Here is a 21,109-nt window from a genome sequence, read left to right as displayed (position 1 = left end):
CGCTTCACTCTACAGAGGATTCACATTAAAAAAGCTATCCCAAAGTCCCCAACAGGACTCTAAGGATAGCTTTTTACATGCCACTATTAAAAGAAAAACACATGCGCCATGAGCGCGATAACCGGTAACGTAATCAATGTACGTAAAATGTAAATCACGAACATCTCCCAAAGCGATACAGGAACTTTAGAACCTAAGATAACGCCCCCAACTTCAGAAAGATAAATCAGCTGTGTAACAGATACTGCCGCGACTACAAAACGTGTTAACTCGCTTTGAATATCAGAAGCTAAAAGTGCTGGCAGGAACATGTCCGCAAAACCAACAATAAGGGATTCAGACGCTTTAGCCGCTTCAGGAATTTGCAGTAACTCTAGCAACGGAATGAATGGCATGCCAAGGTAAACGAAAAGGTCTGTGTTTTCAGCTAGAATCAAGGCAATCGTACCGAATGCCATAACAATCGGTGCAACCCCCATCCACATATCAAGGACATTTTTTCCGCCGTCACGGAAGAACTTACCTGCGCTCTTATTTTTAGAAGCGCGCTCTACCGCTTGGGTGTATCCCCATTTTAACGGTGAATAGCCGGCAGGGATCAGTTCTTTCTCATCTTGTTCTTCTCCGTTATAATACTTATCCGCTTTTCTGGATAAAGGAGGGATACGCGGCATGATGATGGCTGCTACAAGTCCAGCCACCCCAATCGTAATGTAAAATGGAATGAACATGGACCCAAGTTTCACTTGCGTAATAACAACAAGGCTAAATGTAATCGAAACGATCGAGAAAGTAGTCGCAATAACCGCTGCTTCTCTTTTCGTATAATAACCTTCTTCGTACTGCTTACTTGTTAATAAGACCCCGATGGTCCCATCTCCAAGCCAAGAAGCTAAAGCATCAATGGAAGATCGCCCGGGAAGTTTAAATAAAGGACGCATGATTCTCGTCAATAGTGCGCCAAACATTTCCAACAATCCAAAGTTTAATAATAACGGCAAAAATAAACCGGCAAAAAGGAATACTGTAAATAGTACTGGTAGCAAATCGTTTAGAATGACAGACCCTGTAACCTCACTCCAGACAACCTCTGGACCAAGTTCAAATAAGGTCATAATGGCCAAGATCATCGCTAAAACTCTTACAACGGTCCAGAAGATAGACACGTTCAGTAACGTGTTAAAGAATCCTGGCTCTTTTGTAAAAGAGGGCTTCACCAGCTTGGTCACTACCGTTGCGATGGCAGTGATGGTAATGACCCCTGTCATAATGTAGGGGATGCTACTGCCTAAAAGGTCTCCTAACAACCCAGCAAAAATGGCAATTGGAATCGTTAACTCGTCATCGTACATGACAGGAAACATGAATAATAAAATTCCTATGATAGAAGGAATAATAAATTTTAATTTATCTGCTGTTCTAAAAGATGAATGGTTTTTCAATATAATAATCTCCTTATGCGTAAATATGCAACGTTAGTTATTTTAATACATTTCTCAAACTTTTCAAAGGTAGTTACTGGAATTATGTATTATCTTTCACTTGGATACCCCGAAACCAAGTGGTAGCAAACCTACATTAGCCAATCAATTCGCAAAGTCGAGAATCTCCAACTCTTTATTTTTTCTAAGGTCAATAAAGTGATCATCGACCTTGATAATCGGCAGGTGCGGTTCATCGGAATGGATGAAAATAATTTCTGCAAGTTTCCCGTTATTCAGAACCACTTCTTCGCGAAGATGATTGGAAAGAACATATCGGACAAACGGATAGACGATGGCTGGATTCAATCTATTGTAATTTGCCTCTTGGATAAGAATTTTAGTAGTGGTAAAAATATTTTGCTTAGGTCGATAGCTTCTTTCTGATGAGAGTGCATCATACATATCCGCAACCGATAGAATCTGAACAAAGTATGGAATCTTCGAATGTTTGATTCCTGTTGGATAACCACTTCCATCCAAGCGTTCATGATGTAGCAACGCCCCTTGCAATATATGAGGATCGATGGTTCGGTTCCTTTTAAGCAAATCATATCCGTAGGTGGTATGTTTTTGTATTTCCATCCACTCTTTTTCCGTCAAGCGGCCAGGCTTTTGTAAAATACCTTTGTCGATCAGTAACTTTCCAACATCGTGAAACATCCCCATTTGACCGAGCAAGCTGATGTTGCTTTTATCAAGTCCTTGCAGCTTCCCGATTAAAGAAGAGTAGATTCCGACATTCAAACTATGGGTATAGGTGTAATTGTCATAGCATTTCACTTGTTCTATGTATCGGGTGAAAACCGGATCGTCCACAAGCTTATCAATTAGTGGAGTCAACATCCCTAGGATATCCTCAAGTGGAGGCAGCTGTTCTCCTTCAAGATTGGCGAATATGGATTGGAACGTATGGATGCTCGATTCATACATATTTTTAACATGCTGAAAATACTCTTTGGACAAATGGTGGGGCTCATCCAATATAAAGGCCTGGTCAAAGTAGTAGGCATGCTTTTGCAAGCTTTCCACATGTTTTGCATTCAGGACCGTCCCTTTTTTTAATAAAAGATTCCCCGACAAAGAGTAAATATCATTTTTTAGAATTTTACCAATATGATTGGAGGAAATTTTCATAAAGTTCAACCTCGCCTGATCCGTTTAATACCTTTATTATAAGGGATTTGGCGCATATAAAACAGAACTAATTATACTTTTCAAAATTTTTAGCAAAATGTTTTTTCAGTATAATGTTTGAAATACGAAGAAAGATTAACTAGGATAGGGTATATACAAAAAATCATACATATAAGAAGGTGAATTCACTTGGTAAAATGTATTGCCATAGATATGGACGGAACATTATTAAATAATAACCATGTAGTTAGTGAAGAGAACGCGGATGCGATTAAGCTTGCAAGGAACAATGGGGTGGAAGTAGTCATCGCTACCGGAAGATCCTACTCGGAGGCAAAGGACGTATTGGCAGAAGCGGGCATCCATACGCCGATTATCTGTGTAAACGGAGCGGAGGCACGTACGCCGGACGGAGAAATCGTCGCTACTAATCCGATTAACATGGACCTGGGTAGAGAGCTTGCGCGAATATTGGACAAGCATGAGATTTATTTTGAAATCTATACGCAGAACGGGACATTCTCGAAAGATTACGATAAGGCAATTGCCACCATTATGGATGTTTTCATGTCAGCGAGTAATGATAACGACTACGATAAAGTCTTAAAGGCGGCACAAGAAAGAATGGAAGACGGAAATGTCAAAATGGTAGACAGCTTTGAACCTATTTTGCAGGATGAGTCAAAAGTTATCTACAAGCTTCTTGCATTCTCCATGGATAAAGAAAACTTGGAAGCGGCACGTGCTGAATTGATGGATCTTGGCACGGTTGCTGTGAGTTCTTCTGGTAAGGACAACTTGGAGATTACAAGTGTGGATGCTCAGAAGGGAATTGCATTAACTACCTTCACCCAAGAGCGAGGGATTTCTATGGATGACACGATGGCGATAGGGGACAATTATAATGACGTGTCGATGTTGGAGCGTGTAGGTCGTGCTGTTGCGATGGGGAATGCACCGGATGGAGTGAAGGCGAAGGCGCATATGGTTACGGATACGAATGTAAATAGTGGTGTTGCGAAGGCGATCGTTGAGGCGATGGCGAAGAGTGAAGTTGGGTAAGTGAACGAATGGAACCGGGTGGCTTTGAGGCTACCCGGTTTTTTCTAAAACTGTTGCTTTCCGTTCCAGGCGCTTCGCTTGCCTGCGGGCGGTCCGTGAGCCTCCTCACTCCGTTGCGGGGTCTCACCTGTCCCTTCCTCCCGCGGGCGTCTACACGCCTTCCACTCCAATCAACAAGATGGCTTCATTCAACTAAGGTTAATGAAAACCCATTCACCTTAGGTAATAGGAAAATCATTCTTTAAAGTAGTTTCTAGCTGTGACTTGGAGCAAAAGGCGAAGACTCCTGAGGGAGATAGCGCTAGGTGGAGACCCCTGAAGCGTTGCCGAGGAGGCTCAAGCACCGTCCCGCGGAAAGCGAAGCCAATTTGCGGAAAGGAACAGCGGCTTTAAATCAGATCTCAAAAATCTTTTCTACTTATTCAAATTCTCCAGTTCGGTTACGATGGTTTGGAACTTTGTTTCTGTTTCACGGATTAGTTTTTGCAGGTCATCGGTGATATGGTTTACTCTTATGGCTTCTTCGCGGATGTTTTCTACATTTTCGTTTACTTGATTAATGGATTTGGCTACATTTGCTGCTAATTTGCGAACTTCATCGGCTACCACGCTGAAGCCTCTGCCGTGTTCTCCTGCCCGAGCTGCTTCAATAGCCGCATTTAACGCGAGGATATTTGTTTGAGAAGAAATAGTTTTAATGAGTTTGGAAACTTCACTGATTGCATCCGTTTGTTTATTCAAGGCTTGCAATGCTGTCAATTTCTCTTTGGAGTTGTCGACAACTATATTAACTAATTCAACGGGCATTTCTTTCAGCTGAGACAAAATTTGCAGGGAGTTGCTTTCCCGCTCTGTGATGTCGGTGGCTATTTTCAGGACAGCTTCTACTTGTCCTTCGTCATTTACAACTGGGATATATGTGGCTTCTAACCAAAGGATGTTTCCGCGTCTATCCACTCTCTCAATTTTCTCTTGGAATTTGACCCCTTTACTCAAATTAGCCCATAGTTCTTCGTATTCTCTACTATTTTTATATTCCGTCGTACAAAACTGTTTATGAGACATATTCTTCATTTCATAAGTAGAATAGCCCATTGCCTTTGCAAAATTATCGTTTACCCATATGACCTCTTTATTTAAATTAAACTCTATCATTGCTAGATTTCTTTCAAGTGCGGATAAAACGGATTTTTCATCTAATAGTTGCGTACTCACGTTAAAACTTGTTGTACTGCGTAACATGTATCAAGCCCCTCTACACAAAATTACTTACTTTTTTATTTTAGAGTAAATACTTTCCTTTTACTAGGTAATACTGACTACCGATGTGCTGTGCTTTTCCTGCCATAATATCCCACAAACTCACCATTGAGACTTTCTCTTCCAATCCCTTATAATAGACTAGTTGCAACAAAAGAATTTCGACTTTCAAACTAATAGATTTACATATATAAGGGGGCCTGCTGTCATGAAGTTTCGTGCTTCTGCCGTGCAATATCCATTGCACACGATCTCAAGCTTTGATGAGTTTGCGAATCAAGTCATTCATTATGTGAAAACCGCCGCTGAATTTGATGCGGATTTTGTCCTGTTCCCAGAGTTTTTGACGACCCAACTAATTTCTTTTCCAGTGGATGGGAGAGAGCAGACGATTCATGATTTGCCTAAATACACCGAACACTATCAACAACTGTTCAGCGGTATTGCCATACAAACCGGCATGCATATCATCGGCGGCACACATATCATTGAAAAAGAAGGCAAACTTTACAACGCAGCCCACCTCTATTACCCTGATGGCCGCATCGCCACTCAAGCAAAGTTGCATTTAACACCAACTGAAGTATATGAATGGGGTCTGACCCCTGGTGAAGACTTACAGATCTTCCATACCGATTTTGGCACGATCTCCATGCTGACATGTTATGATATCGAATTTCCAGAAGCGGTAAGGCTTGTGAAGGCGATGGGTGCGGATGTCGTGTTCTGCCCTTCCTGCACAGATGACCGTCACGGATTCCACCGCGTGAGATACTCTTGTCACGCGCGTACGATTGAAAACCAAATCTATGTGGTGACAACAGGGACAATTGGTTCCTTGCCAACTGTTGACTTTATGCGTGGCAACTTTGGACAGGCTGCCATCATCTCACCAAACGACGTTCCATTCCCTCCACGGGGCATTGTAGCAGAAGGGGAACTGAACACCGATATGATTGTAACAGGTGACCTAGACCTGACCCTTTTACACAAAGTAAGGGAAGCAGGCTCCGTCACCACCTGGAGAGACCGCCGCGACGACCTGTACCCGGACTGGGAAAAGCTAGTCAAAGGCACCCTCACATATTAATTGACAAACGGACAGATCTGTCTTACCTTAATAACATAATAAAATACACACAACATATAGGATTGTGACTGGTAATGCAGGCAAGACCTAATACGCTTACTCCCAAAAAGAGTAGCGTATTGGGTCTTTTTTTATTTCCGCACAATTCCGACAATAGGAGGAAACATATATGCCATTTTTCAAAAAACTATTCGGTGGTAAAGAAGAAACCAAAACAGAAGAGATCCTGGTAGCACCTATCACAGGGAAAATTGTTCCACTTGAAGAAGTTCCAGACCCTGTATTTGCGCAAAAAATGATGGGCGACGGCATCGCAATTGAACCGACAGAAGGAAAGGTTGTTTCCCCGGTAAACGGAGAAATTGTTCAATTTTTCCCGACAAAACATGCGATCGGAATCAAGTCAGAAACGGGTGTGGAAGTATTGATTCACGTAGGTCTTGAAACAGTTGGCATGAAAGGGGAAGGCTTTGAAGGACTTGTGGAGGTTGGCGATAAAGTAAAAGTCGGTACTCCACTTTTAACTTTTGATATCGACCTGATTAATGAAAAAGCAAAAAGTATCATCACACCTGTTATCCTGACAAATGGGGATATCGTTGATACAGTGACCAAACATGCTGCCAAAACAGCTACAAAAGGTGAAACAGCATTGTTGGATTGGAATATAAAAGCGTAATTTTACCCATTGCCGCCTTGTTTTCTTTTTCATGAAGCATGTAACTGCTTTGTATAGCCCCTATGATTGGTTATAATAAGAGGTAAAATAGGGCGGTTTATAAATGGGGAGAGACAAGATTGAAAATAAGTAAAGTGTTAAACAACAACTCAGTTGTCGTCAAAGAGGATGATCAGGAGAAAATCGTGATGGGCCTTGGCGTCGGCTTTCAAAAGCGGAAAAACGATTTGGTGGACCGGAGTAAAATTGAAAAGATCTTTGTGATGAAAGAGGAAAGCGACAAGTTCCAGGAGTTACTTTCCACCCTTCCTGTCGAGCATATAGATGTGGCAGAGGAAATTATCAGCTATGCAGAAGGACAGCTGATGGTTCCGTTGAGCAACCACATCCATATCTCTTTGACAGACCATCTTTCTTTTGCAATTGAACGCTTGGAAAAAGGATATACCATCCAGAATAAATTGCTGAATGAAATAAGGGTTCTTTATAAACCGGAATTCGAAATCGGACAATGGGCGCAAGGGTTAATCAAGGAACGATTAGGCGTCAGCATTCCAGATGATGAAGTGGGACATATTGCGTTGCATCTTCACACGGCGAAAATGGGCTCCAAAAGCATGGAAAACACGATGCAGCTCGCTTCCATCATCCGCGATGCGATCGAGATAATCGAGAAGGAATTCAATGTCGTGATAGAAGAAACCTCCATCAATTATCAACGGTTGCTGACACATCTTCGGTTCGCGATTAATCGTGTGGAAGAGGGAGAGCCTTTTCATTCCATGGACCCTGAAATGCTAGAATTACTTCAGATGAAATACGGTAAGGCATTCGGAACGGCGCAAAAAATCGCGGACTTTCTGGATGCAGAATATAACATTCACTTCCCGTTATCAGAGGTAGGATACATCACGCTCCATATCCAGCGATTAACAGGAAAATAAGGTGAGTTTTCCTGTTGACGTATTTTGCCCGACTGGGTAAAATGAAAACGTATTCGCTAACATATATATACAGGATTGTGACTGGTAATGCAGGCAAGACCTAAAACAGGCAAGGACACGTAGGGACCACTCTACCTCCTTGCAGGTTTTAGGTCTTTTGTTTTTTATTTTGAAGTTAGGTTGCGGAAGGGGGGCTGGAATCCTAATAATGGATAAATGGCCCGTTAGGGTGGATAAAAAAATTTTACAATGGATAAGTTGGTCTTTAGCGTGGATAAATCCTCCTTACAATGGATAAATGCCATTTACAATGGATATCTCAAAATTCAAGCTGATTCCAGACGATAATTCACCACACTAAAGCGACTAAACAACAATAAGCAACCTAAATTCACCGTATTTAAACAAATTAATAGGAAAAAGAGGTGCTCATAATGAATTATAACAAGATAGCGAAAGGCTTGATCCCGCTCCTTGGTGGAGAAGACAATGTCATCAGTGCCACTCACTGCGCGACTCGTCTAAGACTTGTGTTAAAAGATGATGAAAAAGCAACGGCAAACCGTGAGCAAATAGAAGAGCTTGACGGAGTGAAAGGGGCCTTTGCTAGCTCCGGGCAATTCCAAGTAATTTTCGGCACAGGAATTGTGAATAAAGTGTACGCCGAATTTGCAGAAGAAGTGGGCCTTAAAGAAAAAGACACCCAAGACCATGCAGAAGCAGCGAAAAAGAAGATGAATCCGTTCGCACGTTTCGCAAGAACGTTATCGAACATTTTCGTTCCAATCATCCCTGCCATCGTGGCAAGCGGTCTCTTGATGGGGCTACTCGGAATGGTGACAACATTTGGCTGGGTCGCTGATGATAGCTCCCTTGTAAAAATGCTGAATATGTTCTCCAGCGCAGCCTTCATTATTCTCCCGATTTTGCTAGGCTATAGTGCTGCAAAAGAATTCGGTGGAAATCCGTTTCTTGGAGCAGTTATCGGGGGAATCATGACACACCCTGATTTGCTAAATCCTTGGGGTCTTGCAGAAGCAAACCCTGAATACATGGATTTCATGGGGCTTGATATCGCGTTAATTGGATATCAAGGAACCGTTGTACCGGTACTACTTGCCGTATTTGTGATGAGCTTTATTGAAAAGAATCTGCGTAAAATTGTACCGAGTGCAGTTGATTTACTGGTAACGCCATTTGTGACCGTCATCTTGACTGGATTTATCACGCTACTTGCCATCGGGCCGCTTGGAAATGCCATCGGTTCCGGCATCACGGTTGTACTGAACTTTGTTTACGACTATGGAAGTGTCTTTGCCGGACTTATTTTTGGTGGATTGTACTCTCTGATCGTTATTACAGGTGTTCACCACAGTTTCCATGCTATTGAAGCAGGACTTCTTGCAGAACTCGGTTTTAACTATCTCTTGCCGATCTGGTCCATGGCCAATGTGGCACAAGGTGGAGCAGGGCTTGCTGTTTACTTCTTAGCAAAACGTGCAAAAACGAAAGAACTGGCATTGCCTGCAGCGCTTTCTGCCTTTTTAGGAATTACAGAACCAGTAATCTTCGGTGTTAACTTGAGATACCGTAAGCCGTTTATCGGAGCTGCCATTGGTGGCGCGTTAGGTGGAGCTTATGTTGTGTTTACGAATGTTGTCGCGAACGCATACGGCCTGACCGGCATACCGATGATTGCCATCCTGGTGGAGTTTGGAACGGTCAATGTCGTGAACTACCTGATCGGATTCGCCATCGCGGTCGTAGGTGCCTTTGTCGCAACCTGGTTCATGGGCATTAAGGAAGAAGACGTAAAGTAAGGAGGATTTCCCCTGATGACTGAAGTGCAGGGAGTGAGACTCCGGCGGGAGGTAGCGGTAGCTTGAGACCCCACAGCGCAGCGAGGAGGCTCAAGCACACGCCCCGCGGAAAGCGAACTCCCAGAACGAAAGGAATCAGGGAGTATATCTAATTCATAGTGTAAAAGGAGGGCCATCCCATGAAAAAAGGAATCATCTCACTAGGAGAAGCGTTAATAGACTTCATCCCGCTTGACCCGGACAATATCAGCTTTCAAAAAAGCCCAGGGGGAGCACCGGCAAACGTAGCGGTCGGTGTGGCGCGCCTAGAAGCAAAATCCACTTTTATCGGAAAAGTAGGAAACGACGTGCTCGGAAGGTTCCTGAAAAAGACCCTGGAGGACTACGAAGTTAACACAAGCTCCATGCTGTTAACCGATGATATCCGCACAGGTGTCGTTTTCGTCACATTAGAAAATGGAGAACGCAGCTTTGATTTCTACATCAACCCAAGTGCCGACCGCTTTCTAACAAAAGAAGAAATAGACGAAAAGCTTTTTGATGAAAATAAAATCCTGCATTTCGGCTCCATCTCTCTAATCAGCGAGCCAACAAGAAGTGCCACCATCAAAGCGGTGAAGCTTGCTAAAGAAAAAGGCCTGACAGTCTCCTATGACCCGAATTTACGCCTTGGGCTATGGGACAGTAAGGAAGCGGCAAAAGAACAGATTATTTCCATGCTTCCATATGCCGATATTTTAAAAATATCCGAGGAAGAGCTGGAGTTTATCACGAGTGAAAAGGATATCGAAAAAGGCGCGGAAAAGCTTGCGAAGTACGACATTCCTCTTTTACTTGTGACACTTGGTTCAGAAGGCAGTTATGTCTTCACTCGTGAAGGCCATCAACATGTGCCGGCACGCAAAGTGACAACAGTAGACACAACAGGAGCAGGAGATGCCTTTGTCTCCGGAATTCTCTATACGGCAAACGAGTGGGAAGGGAATATTACCTCTATTACTCTTAAAAAAGCAGTGGAAATGGCGACTTTCGCTAGTGTTTCCGGATCGCTTGCTGCCTCTGAAAAAGGTGCAATGACAGCTCTCCCAACATTAGAGCAGGTTCGATCAATTTTAGCAAAATAAAGGAGTTTTTCTTTTATGACAGAAAGAGAGCAAGAGCTTATTAGACTTGCAGAGGAAGAAGTAGAAAAAAAATAAAGAGGTTGTCGAGGGCGACTCGTACCGATTACGCTATCACCTCATGCCACCTGTCGGCTTATTGAATGATCCGAACGGCTTTATCCAGTGGAACGGCACTTATCACCTTTTCTATCAATGGATGCCGTTCAAAACAGGCCATGGAGCTAAATTTTGGGGACATTATTCCTCGGAAGATCTCATGAATTGGAAACATGAGCCGATAGCCTTGGCTCCAAGCGAATGGTTTGAGAAGAATGGATGCTACTCTGGAAGTGCCGTCGAGCATGACGGGAAGATGGTCCTCTTTTACACAGGAAATGTGAAAGATGCAGATGGAAACCGTGAAACCTACCAGTGCATGGCCGTTTCAGAAGATGGCGTTACATTTGATAAAAAAGGTCCAGTAGTGGAGTTGCCTGAAGGATATACTGCTCATTTCCGTGATCCGAAAGTGTGGAAAAAGGGTGCGGACTGGTACATGGTCGTTGGAGCACAAAGTGAGAACCTGACAGGGAAAGTGGCACTTTTGAAGTCATCTGATTTAAAGGAGTGGCAGCATCTTGGTGCTATCGCAGGATCTGGAATGAATGGTTTGGGGGACTTCGGCTATATGTGGGAGTGCCCTGATTTGTTCGAACTTGATGGTGTCGACGTCTTGGTCGCTTCTCCTCAAGGCTTGGAAGCGGAAGGTATGAAATATCAAAACGTGTACCAGGCGGGCTATTTTGTTGGGGAGCTTGATTACGAGAGCGGGGTATTCGAACACGGTGATTTTGTCGAACTGGATCGAGGCTTTGAATTCTATGCCCCCCAAACCACCTTGGATGAGCAGGGCCGCCGTCTGATGGTCGGCTGGATGGGCGTACCTGAGCAAGACGAGGATAAGCATCCGACTATTGCCCACAAGTGGTTGCATGCCTTAACCTTGCCGCGTGAATTGAAATGGGTGGATGGGAAGTTGTTGCAGGTGCCGGTGGAAGAGCTGAAAAATTTAAGAAAGACTGCTCTGCTTGCAGCTAAGAATGTGCGACTTTCTAACGAACATGAAGAAGTGAACTTTGATATGCGAAGTGCTGCATTTGAGATGAACCTTTCTTTTGAAAAGAATGTGGGCTCATTTGAGATGGATCTGAGTGATACTGTCCAGTTGAAATTTGACGCTTCTGAGAGGGTTTTCTCCCTTCTTCGTAAAAGTTTTGTTACAGGTGAATGGGAAAGTAGAAGCTGTAGTTTGCAGGAATTGTCTGAGCTACGAGCGTATTTGGATACTTCTTCTGTAGAGGTGTTTTTGAACGGTGGAGAAGAGGTATTTACTGCACGGATTTTCCCGGATGGACCTGCCCATGAGAGGATAACGTTGTCCGGTGTTGGTAAGATTGGAGAGTTGAGAGTTTGGGAGTTGGAAGGTTAAATTAGTCGGTTTTATCGGAGTCGGTGTCGGATGAAGACACTCTCAACAGAAAAAACAGTCTGTGATTGTCTTCATAGGTTGGATGAAGACACTTTCAGCCGAAAAACCAGCGTGAAATGGTCTTCATTATCTCTCATAGTCACTGAACCCCCAATTCTAATGCCCTTTAAACTCTTGAAATGTATTAGATAACAACTATTTGGAATGCTAAAGAGAAGCCGAAGTATAAAATACGGCTTCTCTTTTTGTTTTTTAAATAGGTAAAAGGTCCCGTCACCCCCGCAATGAATAAGGAGGCGCACACAATGGAATTAGTAATCTACCTCATACTCACCTGGTTTATTGCGACCTTTTTCTTTTTCCAAAAGAAGCGTCTGCTATTCATAGAAAATCTTATGCTCTTCTTGTTTTTCCTTTTTATCAACAAATGCGTGCTGACGATGATCAGTATGAATTTAAGTCTTATTATGTACAGCAAGGAACCGCATTTGTTTATATGCTTTTGGTTGCAAAGGAATATTATTTTTCCATTGATATTGCTCATTTTCGTTAATGGAGTATTCACGAAGTCAATTGGCAAAAAGGTTACGGGAGGCTTGTTCACATTAATCGTTATTTTGTTGACCGAGGCGTTGGCTATCCATTTCTCCATCATTCACTACCATATGTGGTCATTTTTCATCTCACTTGTGGTGTCTGCAGGTTACCTCCTGCTTGCCTTAGGAATTTCAACATTTTACCGCCGATCGTTAGCAGAAGAAGGGATGGTGAACATTTAAGTTGGAACCAACACCCACTATCAACTATGATTTTTATTTTAACTCTAATGAATGGTTCATTATCGTTTCTTTGCTTGCCGGCTACGCACTCATTTTCTATTTGCCAAAAAGATTTCCGTTACCGTTATCTCTTCTATTTATTATCATTGGGGTCAATAGCGGCATCGTGTTTGATCACACCATCAGCATCCCGCCTTTTGATTTTTACGATGTAAATGACAGTTCGTATTTTGAACTGTTTGATTTTCTTTCCTATATCCAGTACGGCCCGTATGGTTACCTGTTCTTCTACTTGCACAGCTACCTCAAAATTAAAGGCTATTTTAATATGCTTTATATAGTAATGTGGTCAATCATTGCGATGTTTACGGAGGGGATCGCTACATATCTTGGCGTCTTTCATTATAAAGAGGGGTATGTGTTTATTTATTCCTATCCATTCTATTTTTACATCCAAACGATTACGCTCATCCTGTATCTCTATATCATGAAAATCACAAAGCTCCCAGAAAAATACCCCCCACACCAATGACCTTAGTGCAGAGGGTATTTTCGTTTTGTGCCCGGCACGTACCCGGTCTTTTAAAGAAGCAGGAAAGCCAACGAAATAATGGTTCCGCTGACGAACAGAACAATCACACAAAAGCCCATGATGTCTTTCGCCTTTAAGCCAGCGATTGCAAGAGCCGGCAATGCCCAGAACGGTTGAATCAGATTTGTCCATGCATCCCCCCAAGCGACTGCAAGAGCGGTTCTTGCCACGGAAACATCCATGGTTTGCGCTGCATCTAACATGACAGGAGCTTGAACCGCCCACTGTCCGCCACCGGATGGAACAAAGAAGTTCACAATTCCGGCACTAAGGAAAGCGAAGAAATGAAACGTGTGTTCATTTGATATGTTAACAAATGATTCCGACATGACTGCAGCAAGGCCGGACAAGGTCATCATGCCCATTATTCCCGCATAGAAAGGGAACTGGATGATAATGCCGCTTGCACCTTTTACCGCATTGGTTACAGCCTCAAGGAAGTACTTCGGACGCCAGTGGAACAGAATTCCTAAGAACAGGAATAGGAAATTGACAATATCCAAATTCAATTTAAATCCGTTTCCTGCAAAATAGTAAAACAAAAATACTAGTCCGAGAACAGATACTATCAGTGAGAGAACCCAGCTATTTTCAAGACGCTCAGCAGGTGTCATAGCTGACGTTTCTACCGTGGCTGCCTGCAAACTTGATGCATCCTCCAATATCGCAGGATCAACTGTAATCGTTTCATCCTTTGAAGGCATCATCAAACGGTTTAATATTGGTAAAGTCACAAAAAGTGTAGCAAGAATGATTAGGTTAAATGGTGCAAAGATGGTCTGATCGGTGGAAATGATCCCAATCATATCTTCGGCAAAATGACCTTCTGTCGCAATGGTAAGTGGAATGGAACCAGAGAAACCACCGTGCCAAACAATAAATCCACTGTAAGCGCTTGCAATTATAAGCCTATAATCCACATTTTGAACCCTTTTTGCAAGCTCTTTTGCAAACAAAGCCCCAATAACCAATCCGAAGCCCCAGTTAATCCAGCTTGCGATAATGGAGACGACCGTAACGATAATGATGGCACTTCCAGGAGATTTGGCCGTTGAAGCCAACGCACCAAGAAATCTTTTGAAAATTGGGCTGCTTGCCAATACATGTCCTGTTACCAAAACAAGTACCATTTGCATAGAGAAAGCTAGCAATCCCCAGAAGCCGCCGCCCCAATGCTGTACCATATCGGCAGGACTGCTGTCAGTAAAAATGAGTCCAAGCCCGAATACCACAAGCGTTAAGATAATAACGAATAAGAAAGGATCCGGTAAATAACGTTGCATTAATCGATTAAAAAATGAAATCACGCATATCCCCCCAATAAGTTTTTTGTCGAAATAATCCCATCCCTCCTTTACATTTCTCTACTTATAAATATATTCCTTCTTTTTTAGTGGTAGTCCAATATACAAATTTTCTTGACAGAAAGGTTGTGTATCCAGTATGTTGTAATAAAAAGTGAGTAATCACTCACTTTTAAGGAGGGGTAAATCAATGAACAATGAAGTTTGTAAAGTATCTAATCTATCTATTTCTTTTGGAAAGCAAGAAGTGTTGAAAGATATCAATTTATCTATAAGTAAAGGGGAAATCTTTGGTTTTTTAGGCCCATCAGGTGCAGGAAAGACAACATTAGTGAAAGCAATAGCTGGCCTTCAGCCTATTAATAATGGGGAGGTAGAGGTGCTTACACGTAAGATGCCTACTTTATCACTCTCTGAGAAAATTGGTTATATGGCACAATCAGATGCTCTGTACCAGGATTTGACTGCACAGGAGAACCTCCAATTTTTTTCATCTCTTTATAAATTAAATAGAATCGATAGGAAGAAGCGCATCCATGAAGTGATGGAGCTTGTAAACCTAAGCGAGCATCTCAACAAACCTGTGCAGCAATTCTCAGGTGGGATGAAACGAAGACTCTCACTTGCAATCTCACTTCTCCACAACCCGGAGATTCTCATTTTAGATGAACCTACTGTAGGTATTGATCCTCTGCTTAGGAAGTCTATTTGGCAGGAACTTAAGGCACTGAGCAAAGCAGGTACCACCGTACTTGTTACTACACATGTAATGGATGAAGCCCAAAAATGTGATCGTCTTGCAATGATTAGAGAGGGAGAGCTGCTCGCGGTAGGCAGTACAGAGGAACTGCAAAGAAAGACAGGTACAACTAGTATGGAAGATGCATTTTTGACTTTTGGGGGTGCGACCGTATGAGAGTAACTGCTGTGATCATTCGAATATTACGTCAGTTTTTCCGAGATAAAAGAACACTAGGCTTAATGATAATTGCACCTATGCTCATATTGGCTCTAATGAATGTGGTTTTTGCCGATCAGGAGCCGAATATTGAGATTGGAGTGGCGGAAGAGGTTCAAACATTAGTGCAACATTTTGAAGATGAAAATCTGGAACTAATAGTAGTCGACAGTGAAGAGGAGGGCTTGGGAAGAATAGCAGAGTCGGAAATCGATGCGCTTCTTACAAAGGAAAAAATAGTGTTAGAGGGAAGCGATCCATCTGTGAACAAAATGATTCTGCTCAAGCTGCAAAAGTTGACCCAGCCTGACGAAAACAAGGAACTACCATTTGAAGTAGAGTATGCATATGGATCAGAGTCAATGGAGATGTTTGATAATATCGGTCCTTTTCTTATTGTATTCTTCGTTTTCTTTTTCGTCTTTTTAATTGCGGGTGTATCCTTTCTGCGAGAAAGGACGAGTGGAACTTTAGAGCGGCTGATGGCTACACCAATTAAGAGATGGGAGCTTGTGGTCGGGTATGTAGCGGGTTTTGGAATATTTACGCTCATTCAGTCTAGCATCATCGTCTTTTTTACTATTTACATTTTAGATATCCAAATGGCAGGAAATATACTATCCATTCTTTTAGTTACCTTCACTGTCGCCATTACTGCGTTGACACTTGGAACTTTGTTGTCTGCATTTGCAAGAAATGAGTTACAAATGATTCAATTCATTCCGCTGGTTGTTGTTCCACAAGTATTCTTTTCCGGCTTGTTTTCCATTGAAGCTATGCCTTCTTGGCTTCAAAAAGTAAGTTTGGTGATGCCTTTAACCTATGCAGGAGAAGCGATGAAGGATATTATGATTAGAGGGAAAGGAATAGAAGAGATTTATAGTTATATTCTATTGCTATTTGGATTCTCTCTTTTATTTATCGTATTAAACATTAAAGCTTTGAAAAAATACAGACCGACCTAAGGCTTCATACGGAAAGGAGCAAGCATGGGCAATCAAGAAGAGAAAAAAATGAGCGAAAAACATCGTAAAATAATGGAGGCAGCCATTGATACTTTTGCAGAGAAAGGGTATGCGGCTACTTCCACCAATGAAATAGCAAAAAAGGCCGGAGTTGCAGAGGGGACCATATTCAGACATTACAAAACGAAGAAGGAATTGCTCCTTTCCATCGTTTCTCCAACGGTTGCGAAGTTTGTCGCACCGCATTTTGTGAAATCCTTCTCCAAGGAAGTATTGGAGGGAGAGTATGACAGCTATGAGGAGTTCCTCAGAAAACTGGCATACAATCGTTATGAATTTATTAAACAGAATTTCCCGATCCTAAAAATTTTCATCCAGGAAGTCGCGTTCCATGAAGAGTTTCAAAAACCTTATTTCAACCTCTTCAAAGAAGTCATTCTTCCAAACTTTACAAATGTAGTCGTGCATTTCCAAGATAAGGGGGAGTTGAAAAAGCTTCCTCCTGAAACCATTATCCGCTTTACTATATCGACTATTGCCGGAACAATATTTACTCAACGGTTTCTTGATCAAAAACAAGATTTTAATCAAGAATTAGAAGAGGCTATTTCCTTTTTAATGGACGGTTTAAGTCCGGGGAAAAAACAAACGGAGCGGTGAAAGTGGAAAATAGATATCCTCCATGTGTACAATGAAAAAAAAGACCACAGGAGGGACCATCGTGAATCAGACAATTGAAACCATACTTTCTCATCGCTCCGTTCGAAAATTTGAAGATAAAAGCTTATCAGAAGAACAGATAAAAACAAATCGTAAAAAGCGCTCAAGCTGCTTCCACGTCAAGTTTTGTTCAAGCCTACTCTATTATTGGAGTAAAAGATAAGGCGAAAGAAAAAACGGTTGGCTGAGCTTGCAGGAAATCAATCCTATGTAGAGGATAACGGGCATTTCTTCGTGTTCTGCGCGGATTTCCACCGCCATGCATTAATTGGGGAAATGGAAGGGTCAGATGTTACATCATCTATCGAGAGCACCGAAAAGTTCATGGTGGCAGTTATTGATGCATCGCTTGCCGCACAGAACGCTTCTGTTGCTGCAGAGTCTATGGGTCTTGGCATCTGTTATATCGGGGGACTTCGGACAAATATTGAAGAAGTGGCAGAGCTCTTGAAAATGCCGGCAAATACTATTCCTTTATTCGGCCTCACAGTAGGCTACCCAGCTCAAGATACCGGAGTGAAACCGCGCTTGCCGATGGAGAATGTGTACCATGAAGAGGGGTATCAGCAGGATGAACAGGTCTTTAAGGTGCAGTTGGAAAACTACAACCGAGAGATTTCTTCTTATTATCATGACCGTACGCAGGGGAAGCGTTCCGACACATGGACGAGTCAAATGGCAGGTATGTTGAGAGAACCGAAGCGTATGCATATGAAGGGGTTTGTGGAAAAGCAGGGATTTGCGAAGAAATAAATTAATAAAAATAGAATGCAGCCTCGTTAGCGTTAACGGGGCTGCATTTTTAGGATATCGTCGATTTCCGTTCCAGGCGCTTCGCTTGCCTGCGGGCGGTCCGTGAGCCTCCTCGGCTTGCCTGCGGAGTCTCACCTGTCCCTTCCTCCCGCGGGCGTCTACCCGCCTTCCACTTCAATCAACAAGGTTACTTCATTCACTTTATTTTTATAATCTTCCTCACTATAGGAACCAACGCGTAACCAATATAGAATCCAAATACATTCAGAATCAGGTCATCTACATCCAGGCTGCCTCTATTGGTGAGCAATTGGGTAATTTCGATGCAAGAAATGAGGGCAAAAGGAAGGAACGTTCTAATCAAAAAGCGTCTTGTCAAAAATGCCAGTAAAACGCCAAATGGTACAAACAACCCTACATTAGCAGCCAAGTTATAGAAAGAAACAAACCAATCTGCATTGCCCGAGAGGTACAGAGAAATGGTTTCAAAAGGAACAAGATTACTGTTATCATAGGCAGGCTCGCTAGGTCTCATGAATAGAAGAACCAGCAGGGAAAGGGTGTAAAGAATAAAGGCGGCAATTAAAAGAGATTTTCTAATCAAGACTTGCTGTTTCGTTACAAATAAATAGATGGCTAGGTTCACAACTAGCAAGCAAAAAAAGAGTACCACCAACACAACAGGATGCAAGTAGGTAGTGAGAGTAGTTGTGAGGGGAATGAAGATCGTGAAAATGACGATGCTCATTAGGATGGGAATAAATATTTTCTTCAAAAAGTGCTACCTCCGCTCAAAGAAAAAACCGGGTCGTATACCGCCCGATTACTCTTCTGTTTCCGTTTCTTCTTCCTCGGCAGTTCCTTCTAATAATTTTTTCAATTGAGAAAGGTGATCGCCGTCTTCTTTTATCAAGATCTTTCGGATAATAGGTTTGGTGAGCTTCATGACGATGCCGGAAGTATGGATGTCCCCTTGAAAGTGAACCTTCGTGCCGCCATCCACTGTTGGCTTGAAGTCATAGTGGTAAATAACCTTCAGGCCATTTGCTTCACTCTGAACCACATAACGCTCATTCGGTAAGAATTCAATAAATTCAATGATAGAAGATGCTTGACGCCCGCGAATTTCACGGGTTTCTTTAAACTTGGTACCCACCTGTAAGGGCCCTTCTGTTAACTTTTCAATAGCTACAACATTTTGCATTATTTTAGAAGAGTTGTCCATATTGGCCGCATAAGAAAATACCTCTTCCACGGGCTTGGAAATGATGACGGAATCCTGGATATCTGGCAAGGTGATTGCTCCTCTCATAAACCATGTATTTTGTTTAATAATAGCACAGAAAAAGGAAGGACTAGCGAGAATTTGGAATAGGGAAGTTTAAAAAGTTCTTTGGACGGAAATATACACAATAACAAGTTGAACTAATAAAAGTTAGAGGAGGAAAACATTATGTTAGGATTATTAATTACTCTTATTATAGCAATCGTTATTGGAATGATCGGAAGTGCCATCGCACCGGGTGGTATGCCTGGGGGAATCTTAGGAGCTATGCTTGCAGGCTTAGTGGGAGCTTGGATTGGTCACGGATTATTCGGTTCTGTAGGACCTGTCATTGCTGACTTTGCCATCATCCCAGCAATTATCGGTGCCGCTATCTTCGTATTCTTGTTAACATTGATTTCAAGAGGACTAAGAAGCGCAACATAATAGTAGGATAATAAATAGTGTTAAAGAAAATCCCAGTTGATCGTAGTGGAAGGCGCGAAGACTCCTATGGGAGGAAGGGACAGGGGAGACCCCGGAAGGCGTAGCCTGAGGAGGCTCCCGGACCGCCCATGGAAAGCGAAGCGTCTGGAACGGAGATCAACGGCTTTACGGAAGCAATAAAAAGAGGCAACCAACCGGCTGCCTCTTTTTATTGCTTATTTCGCTTCTAAACGACGGATACGCTCATTTAAATCAGGGTGAGTAGAGAATAAAGAACTCTTTCTCTTCCCGTTAATTTTAAGAGATGCAATCGCAGTATCTTTCTCTTCTGTCACACGGTTTGTGTAAGCCTGAAGAGAACGCAATGCATGCACCATTTTGTCTTTACCTGCAAGGTCTGCGCCTCCACGGTCAGCGTGGAACTCACGGTAACGGGAGAAGGCAAATACGACGATGCTTCCAAGGATCGAGAATGCGATTTGGAATACGATAATGGCAATGAAATGTACAATCGGTGCCATTTCTTCTTTTACAAAACGGGACGCAATGAAAGCTGCGATACGAGCCAAGAATACAACGAATGTATTCACAACACCTTGTAATAATGTCATGGTTACCATGTCACCATTGGCGATATGGGCAACCTCATGGGCGATAACACCTTCAACAGCGGCTTCGTCCATTTCATCTAATAGACCAGAAGAAACAGCTACTAATGAACGGTTCTTGGAAGGACCTGTAGCAAATGCGTTAACCTCTGGAGAGTAGTAAATTCCAACTTCCGGCATTTTTGTGATGCCAGCTGCACGGGACATGCGGTGAACCATTTCAACAATTTGACGCTCTTGTGAATTCATCGGACCATCTGGATCGATAACCTTCACATTCATCATTTTCTTAGCCATCCAACGGGACATCAATAAGGAAATGAAGGAACCTGTGAAACCGACAATGGCACTAAATACTAGAAGTGCTCCAAAATTTATTCCGCCATCTTGAATATAGTTTCCAGCACCAGTCACCATAAAGATGATAGAAATCGTTGTTAAAACAAGTACGTTCGTAAGAATAAAAAAGAATATACGCTTTGCCATGTTTCTCCTCCTGAATGTTTTGAGGTCTTATGAACCTCTATCTCTCTTGACTCTATTATAGATGGAATGGTCTAACTTTTCAACGAAAGTGTCTGACATTATTTGACGAAACCGGCTGACCATTTTACTATAAATGCAGGAATGTCGGAAGAAGAGGGTGTGTGAAGG

The 21,109-nt window shown here is 42.5% G+C and carries 19 protein-coding genes and 3 pseudogenes; 14 read left to right on the top strand and 8 right to left on the bottom strand.

The annotated features are described in order from the left end of the window. Positions 1 to 86: 86 nt before the first annotated feature. Positions 87 to 1,442: a YjiH family protein gene (locus M313_RS0115910; protein ID WP_010197596.1), complete on the bottom strand. Its 1,356-nt coding sequence runs from the start codon at positions 1,440 to 1,442 to the stop codon at positions 87 to 89. A 144-nt stretch (positions 1,443 to 1,586) separates the two neighbouring features. After that, entirely contained in the window at positions 1,587 to 2,618 is a 1,032-nt protein-coding gene (locus M313_RS0115905) for an HD-GYP domain-containing protein (RefSeq protein WP_010197589.1), read from the bottom strand. Between the two features lie 189 nt (positions 2,619 to 2,807). Here M313_RS0115905 and M313_RS0115900 point away from each other — a divergent pair, with 189 nt between their 5' ends. Then, positions 2,808 to 3,680 carry a Cof-type HAD-IIB family hydrolase gene (locus M313_RS0115900; protein ID WP_010197588.1) on the top strand — a complete coding sequence of 291 codons (873 nt, stop codon included), beginning with the start codon at positions 2,808 to 2,810 and terminating at the stop codon, positions 3,678 to 3,680. A 414-nt stretch (positions 3,681 to 4,094) separates the two neighbouring features. Here M313_RS0115900 and M313_RS27045 read toward each other — a convergent pair whose 3' ends face one another. Both M313_RS27045 and M313_RS27040 read right to left on the bottom strand, forming a co-directional pair. Continuing rightward, on the bottom strand, positions 4,095 to 4,487 hold the full coding sequence (locus M313_RS27045; protein ID WP_392396779.1) for a methyl-accepting chemotaxis protein: 393 nt from the start codon (positions 4,485 to 4,487) through the stop codon (positions 4,095 to 4,097). Between the two features lie 48 nt (positions 4,488 to 4,535). After that, a pseudogene (locus M313_RS27040) lies at positions 4,536 to 4,922 on the bottom strand (PAS domain-containing protein); the annotation flags it as partial. 226 nt (positions 4,923 to 5,148) lie between these two features. On the opposite strand from M313_RS27040, the gene M313_RS0115890 reads away from it, so the two are divergent. The 8 genes and pseudogenes from M313_RS0115890 (at position 5,149) to M313_RS0115855 (ending at position 13,376) form a co-directional block, all read left to right on the top strand. Continuing rightward, a complete protein-coding gene (locus M313_RS0115890; protein WP_010197585.1) occupies positions 5,149 to 6,030 on the top strand; it encodes a carbon-nitrogen hydrolase family protein in 882 nt (293 codons plus the stop codon). Positions 6,031 to 6,199: 169 nt separating this feature from the next. Then, on the top strand, positions 6,200 to 6,709 hold the full coding sequence (locus M313_RS0115885; RefSeq protein WP_010197583.1) for a PTS sugar transporter subunit IIA: 510 nt from the start codon (positions 6,200 to 6,202) through the stop codon (positions 6,707 to 6,709). A 119-nt stretch (positions 6,710 to 6,828) separates the two neighbouring features. After that, positions 6,829 to 7,653 (top strand): PRD domain-containing protein, encoded by an 825-nt coding sequence (locus M313_RS0115880; RefSeq protein WP_010197582.1) that lies wholly within the window; start codon positions 6,829 to 6,831, stop codon positions 7,651 to 7,653. 434 nt (positions 7,654 to 8,087) lie between these two features. Further along, complete coding sequence (locus tag M313_RS0115875; protein WP_010197570.1) at positions 8,088 to 9,473, top strand: sucrose-specific PTS transporter subunit IIBC; 1,386 nt, start codon at positions 8,088 to 8,090, stop codon at positions 9,471 to 9,473. A 179-nt stretch (positions 9,474 to 9,652) separates the two neighbouring features. Beyond that, positions 9,653 to 10,597 carry a carbohydrate kinase family protein gene (locus M313_RS0115870; RefSeq protein WP_010197568.1) on the top strand — a complete coding sequence of 315 codons (945 nt, stop codon included), beginning with the start codon at positions 9,653 to 9,655 and terminating at the stop codon, positions 10,595 to 10,597. Between the two features lie 15 nt (positions 10,598 to 10,612). Further along, positions 10,613 to 12,065, top strand: a pseudogene (locus M313_RS23840) (sucrose-6-phosphate hydrolase). Between the two features lie 305 nt (positions 12,066 to 12,370). Further along, positions 12,371 to 12,844: a hypothetical protein gene (locus M313_RS0115860; RefSeq protein ID WP_029326559.1), complete on the top strand. Its 474-nt coding sequence runs from the start codon at positions 12,371 to 12,373 to the stop codon at positions 12,842 to 12,844. A gap of 1 nt (position 12,845) precedes the next feature. Continuing rightward, positions 12,846 to 13,376 (top strand): hypothetical protein, encoded by a 531-nt coding sequence (locus M313_RS0115855; RefSeq protein WP_010197562.1) that lies wholly within the window; start codon positions 12,846 to 12,848, stop codon positions 13,374 to 13,376. A 50-nt stretch (positions 13,377 to 13,426) separates the two neighbouring features. Here the strand turns inward: M313_RS0115855 and M313_RS0115850 are convergent, their stop codons facing one another. Then, positions 13,427 to 14,743, bottom strand: coding sequence for a short-chain fatty acid transporter (locus tag M313_RS0115850; RefSeq protein WP_010197559.1), 1,317 nt, complete (start codon positions 14,741 to 14,743; stop codon positions 13,427 to 13,429). A 187-nt stretch (positions 14,744 to 14,930) separates the two neighbouring features. Between M313_RS0115850 and ccmA the strand changes: the two genes are divergently transcribed. The 4 genes and pseudogenes from ccmA (at position 14,931) to nfsA (ending at position 18,136) form a co-directional block, all read left to right on the top strand. Beyond that, positions 14,931 to 15,656 carry a heme ABC exporter ATP-binding protein CcmA gene (ccmA, locus tag M313_RS0115845; RefSeq protein ID WP_010197557.1) on the top strand — a complete coding sequence of 242 codons (726 nt, stop codon included), beginning with the start codon at positions 14,931 to 14,933 and terminating at the stop codon, positions 15,654 to 15,656. Next, on the top strand, positions 15,653 to 16,663 hold the full coding sequence (locus M313_RS0115840) for an ABC transporter permease (protein WP_010197555.1): 1,011 nt from the start codon (positions 15,653 to 15,655) through the stop codon (positions 16,661 to 16,663). Before ccmA ends, M313_RS0115840 begins: the two co-directional genes overlap by 4 nt. 24 nt (positions 16,664 to 16,687) lie before the next feature. Beyond that, complete coding sequence (locus M313_RS0115835) at positions 16,688 to 17,323, top strand: TetR/AcrR family transcriptional regulator (protein WP_010197554.1); 636 nt, start codon at positions 16,688 to 16,690, stop codon at positions 17,321 to 17,323. Between the two features lie 61 nt (positions 17,324 to 17,384). Next, positions 17,385 to 18,136, top strand: a pseudogene (nfsA, locus tag M313_RS23835) (oxygen-insensitive NADPH nitroreductase). Between the two features lie 196 nt (positions 18,137 to 18,332). On the opposite strand, the gene M313_RS0115825 reads toward nfsA, so the two are convergent. Further along, the gene (locus M313_RS0115825; protein WP_010197552.1) at positions 18,333 to 18,911 is read right to left on the bottom strand and encodes a VanZ family protein; all 579 of its coding nucleotides are present in this window, start codon (positions 18,909 to 18,911) and stop codon (positions 18,333 to 18,335) included. Between the two features lie 48 nt (positions 18,912 to 18,959). After that, a complete protein-coding gene (locus M313_RS0115820; protein ID WP_010197551.1) occupies positions 18,960 to 19,430 on the bottom strand; it encodes an SRPBCC family protein in 471 nt (156 codons plus the stop codon). Positions 19,431 to 19,589: 159 nt separating this feature from the next. Here M313_RS0115820 and M313_RS0115815 point away from each other — a divergent pair, with 159 nt between their 5' ends. Beyond that, positions 19,590 to 19,847, top strand: a complete 258-nt coding sequence (locus M313_RS0115815; RefSeq protein WP_010197550.1) for a GlsB/YeaQ/YmgE family stress response membrane protein — start codon at positions 19,590 to 19,592, stop codon at positions 19,845 to 19,847. Between the two features lie 215 nt (positions 19,848 to 20,062). On the opposite strand, the gene htpX is transcribed toward M313_RS0115815, so the two are convergent. Further along, a complete protein-coding gene (gene htpX / locus M313_RS0115805; RefSeq protein WP_010197548.1) occupies positions 20,063 to 20,941 on the bottom strand; it encodes a protease HtpX in 879 nt (292 codons plus the stop codon). Positions 20,942 to 21,109 lie beyond the last annotated feature (168 nt).

The organism is Bacillus sp. m3-13 (assembly GCF_000175075.1).
Taxonomy (GTDB): domain Bacteria; phylum Bacillota; class Bacilli; order Bacillales; family Bacillaceae_I; genus Sutcliffiella_A; species Sutcliffiella_A horikoshii_C.
Note: the sequence above shows the minus strand (reverse complement) of the source record. Positions and strands in the feature narration are given on the sequence as shown.

What these genes read in the sequence shown, in the direction of transcription:
- M313_RS0115905 (WP_010197589.1), bottom strand. Translation starts at nt 2,618, where the DNA reads ATGAAAATTTCCTCCAATCATATTGGTAAAATTCTAAAAAATGATATT.
- M313_RS27045 (WP_392396779.1), bottom strand. Translation starts at nt 4,487, where the DNA reads ATGCCCGTTGAATTAGTTAATATAGTTGTCGACAACTCCAAAGAGAAA.
- M313_RS0115890 (WP_010197585.1), top strand. Translation starts at nt 5,149, where the DNA reads ATGAAGTTTCGTGCTTCTGCCGTGCAATATCCATTGCACACGATCTCA.
- M313_RS0115885 (WP_010197583.1), top strand. Translation starts at nt 6,200, where the DNA reads ATGCCATTTTTCAAAAAACTATTCGGTGGTAAAGAAGAAACCAAAACA.
- M313_RS0115875 (WP_010197570.1), top strand. Translation starts at nt 8,088, where the DNA reads ATGAATTATAACAAGATAGCGAAAGGCTTGATCCCGCTCCTTGGTGGA.
- M313_RS0115870 (WP_010197568.1), top strand. Translation starts at nt 9,653, where the DNA reads ATGAAAAAAGGAATCATCTCACTAGGAGAAGCGTTAATAGACTTCATC.
- M313_RS0115860 (WP_029326559.1), top strand. Translation starts at nt 12,371, where the DNA reads ATGGAATTAGTAATCTACCTCATACTCACCTGGTTTATTGCGACCTTT.
- ccmA (WP_010197557.1), top strand. Translation starts at nt 14,931, where the DNA reads ATGAACAATGAAGTTTGTAAAGTATCTAATCTATCTATTTCTTTTGGA.
- M313_RS0115840 (WP_010197555.1), top strand. Translation starts at nt 15,653, where the DNA reads ATGAGAGTAACTGCTGTGATCATTCGAATATTACGTCAGTTTTTCCGA.
- M313_RS0115835 (WP_010197554.1), top strand. Translation starts at nt 16,688, where the DNA reads ATGGGCAATCAAGAAGAGAAAAAAATGAGCGAAAAACATCGTAAAATA.
- M313_RS0115815 (WP_010197550.1), top strand. Translation starts at nt 19,590, where the DNA reads ATGTTAGGATTATTAATTACTCTTATTATAGCAATCGTTATTGGAATG.
- htpX (WP_010197548.1), bottom strand. Translation starts at nt 20,941, where the DNA reads ATGGCAAAGCGTATATTCTTTTTTATTCTTACGAACGTACTTGTTTTA.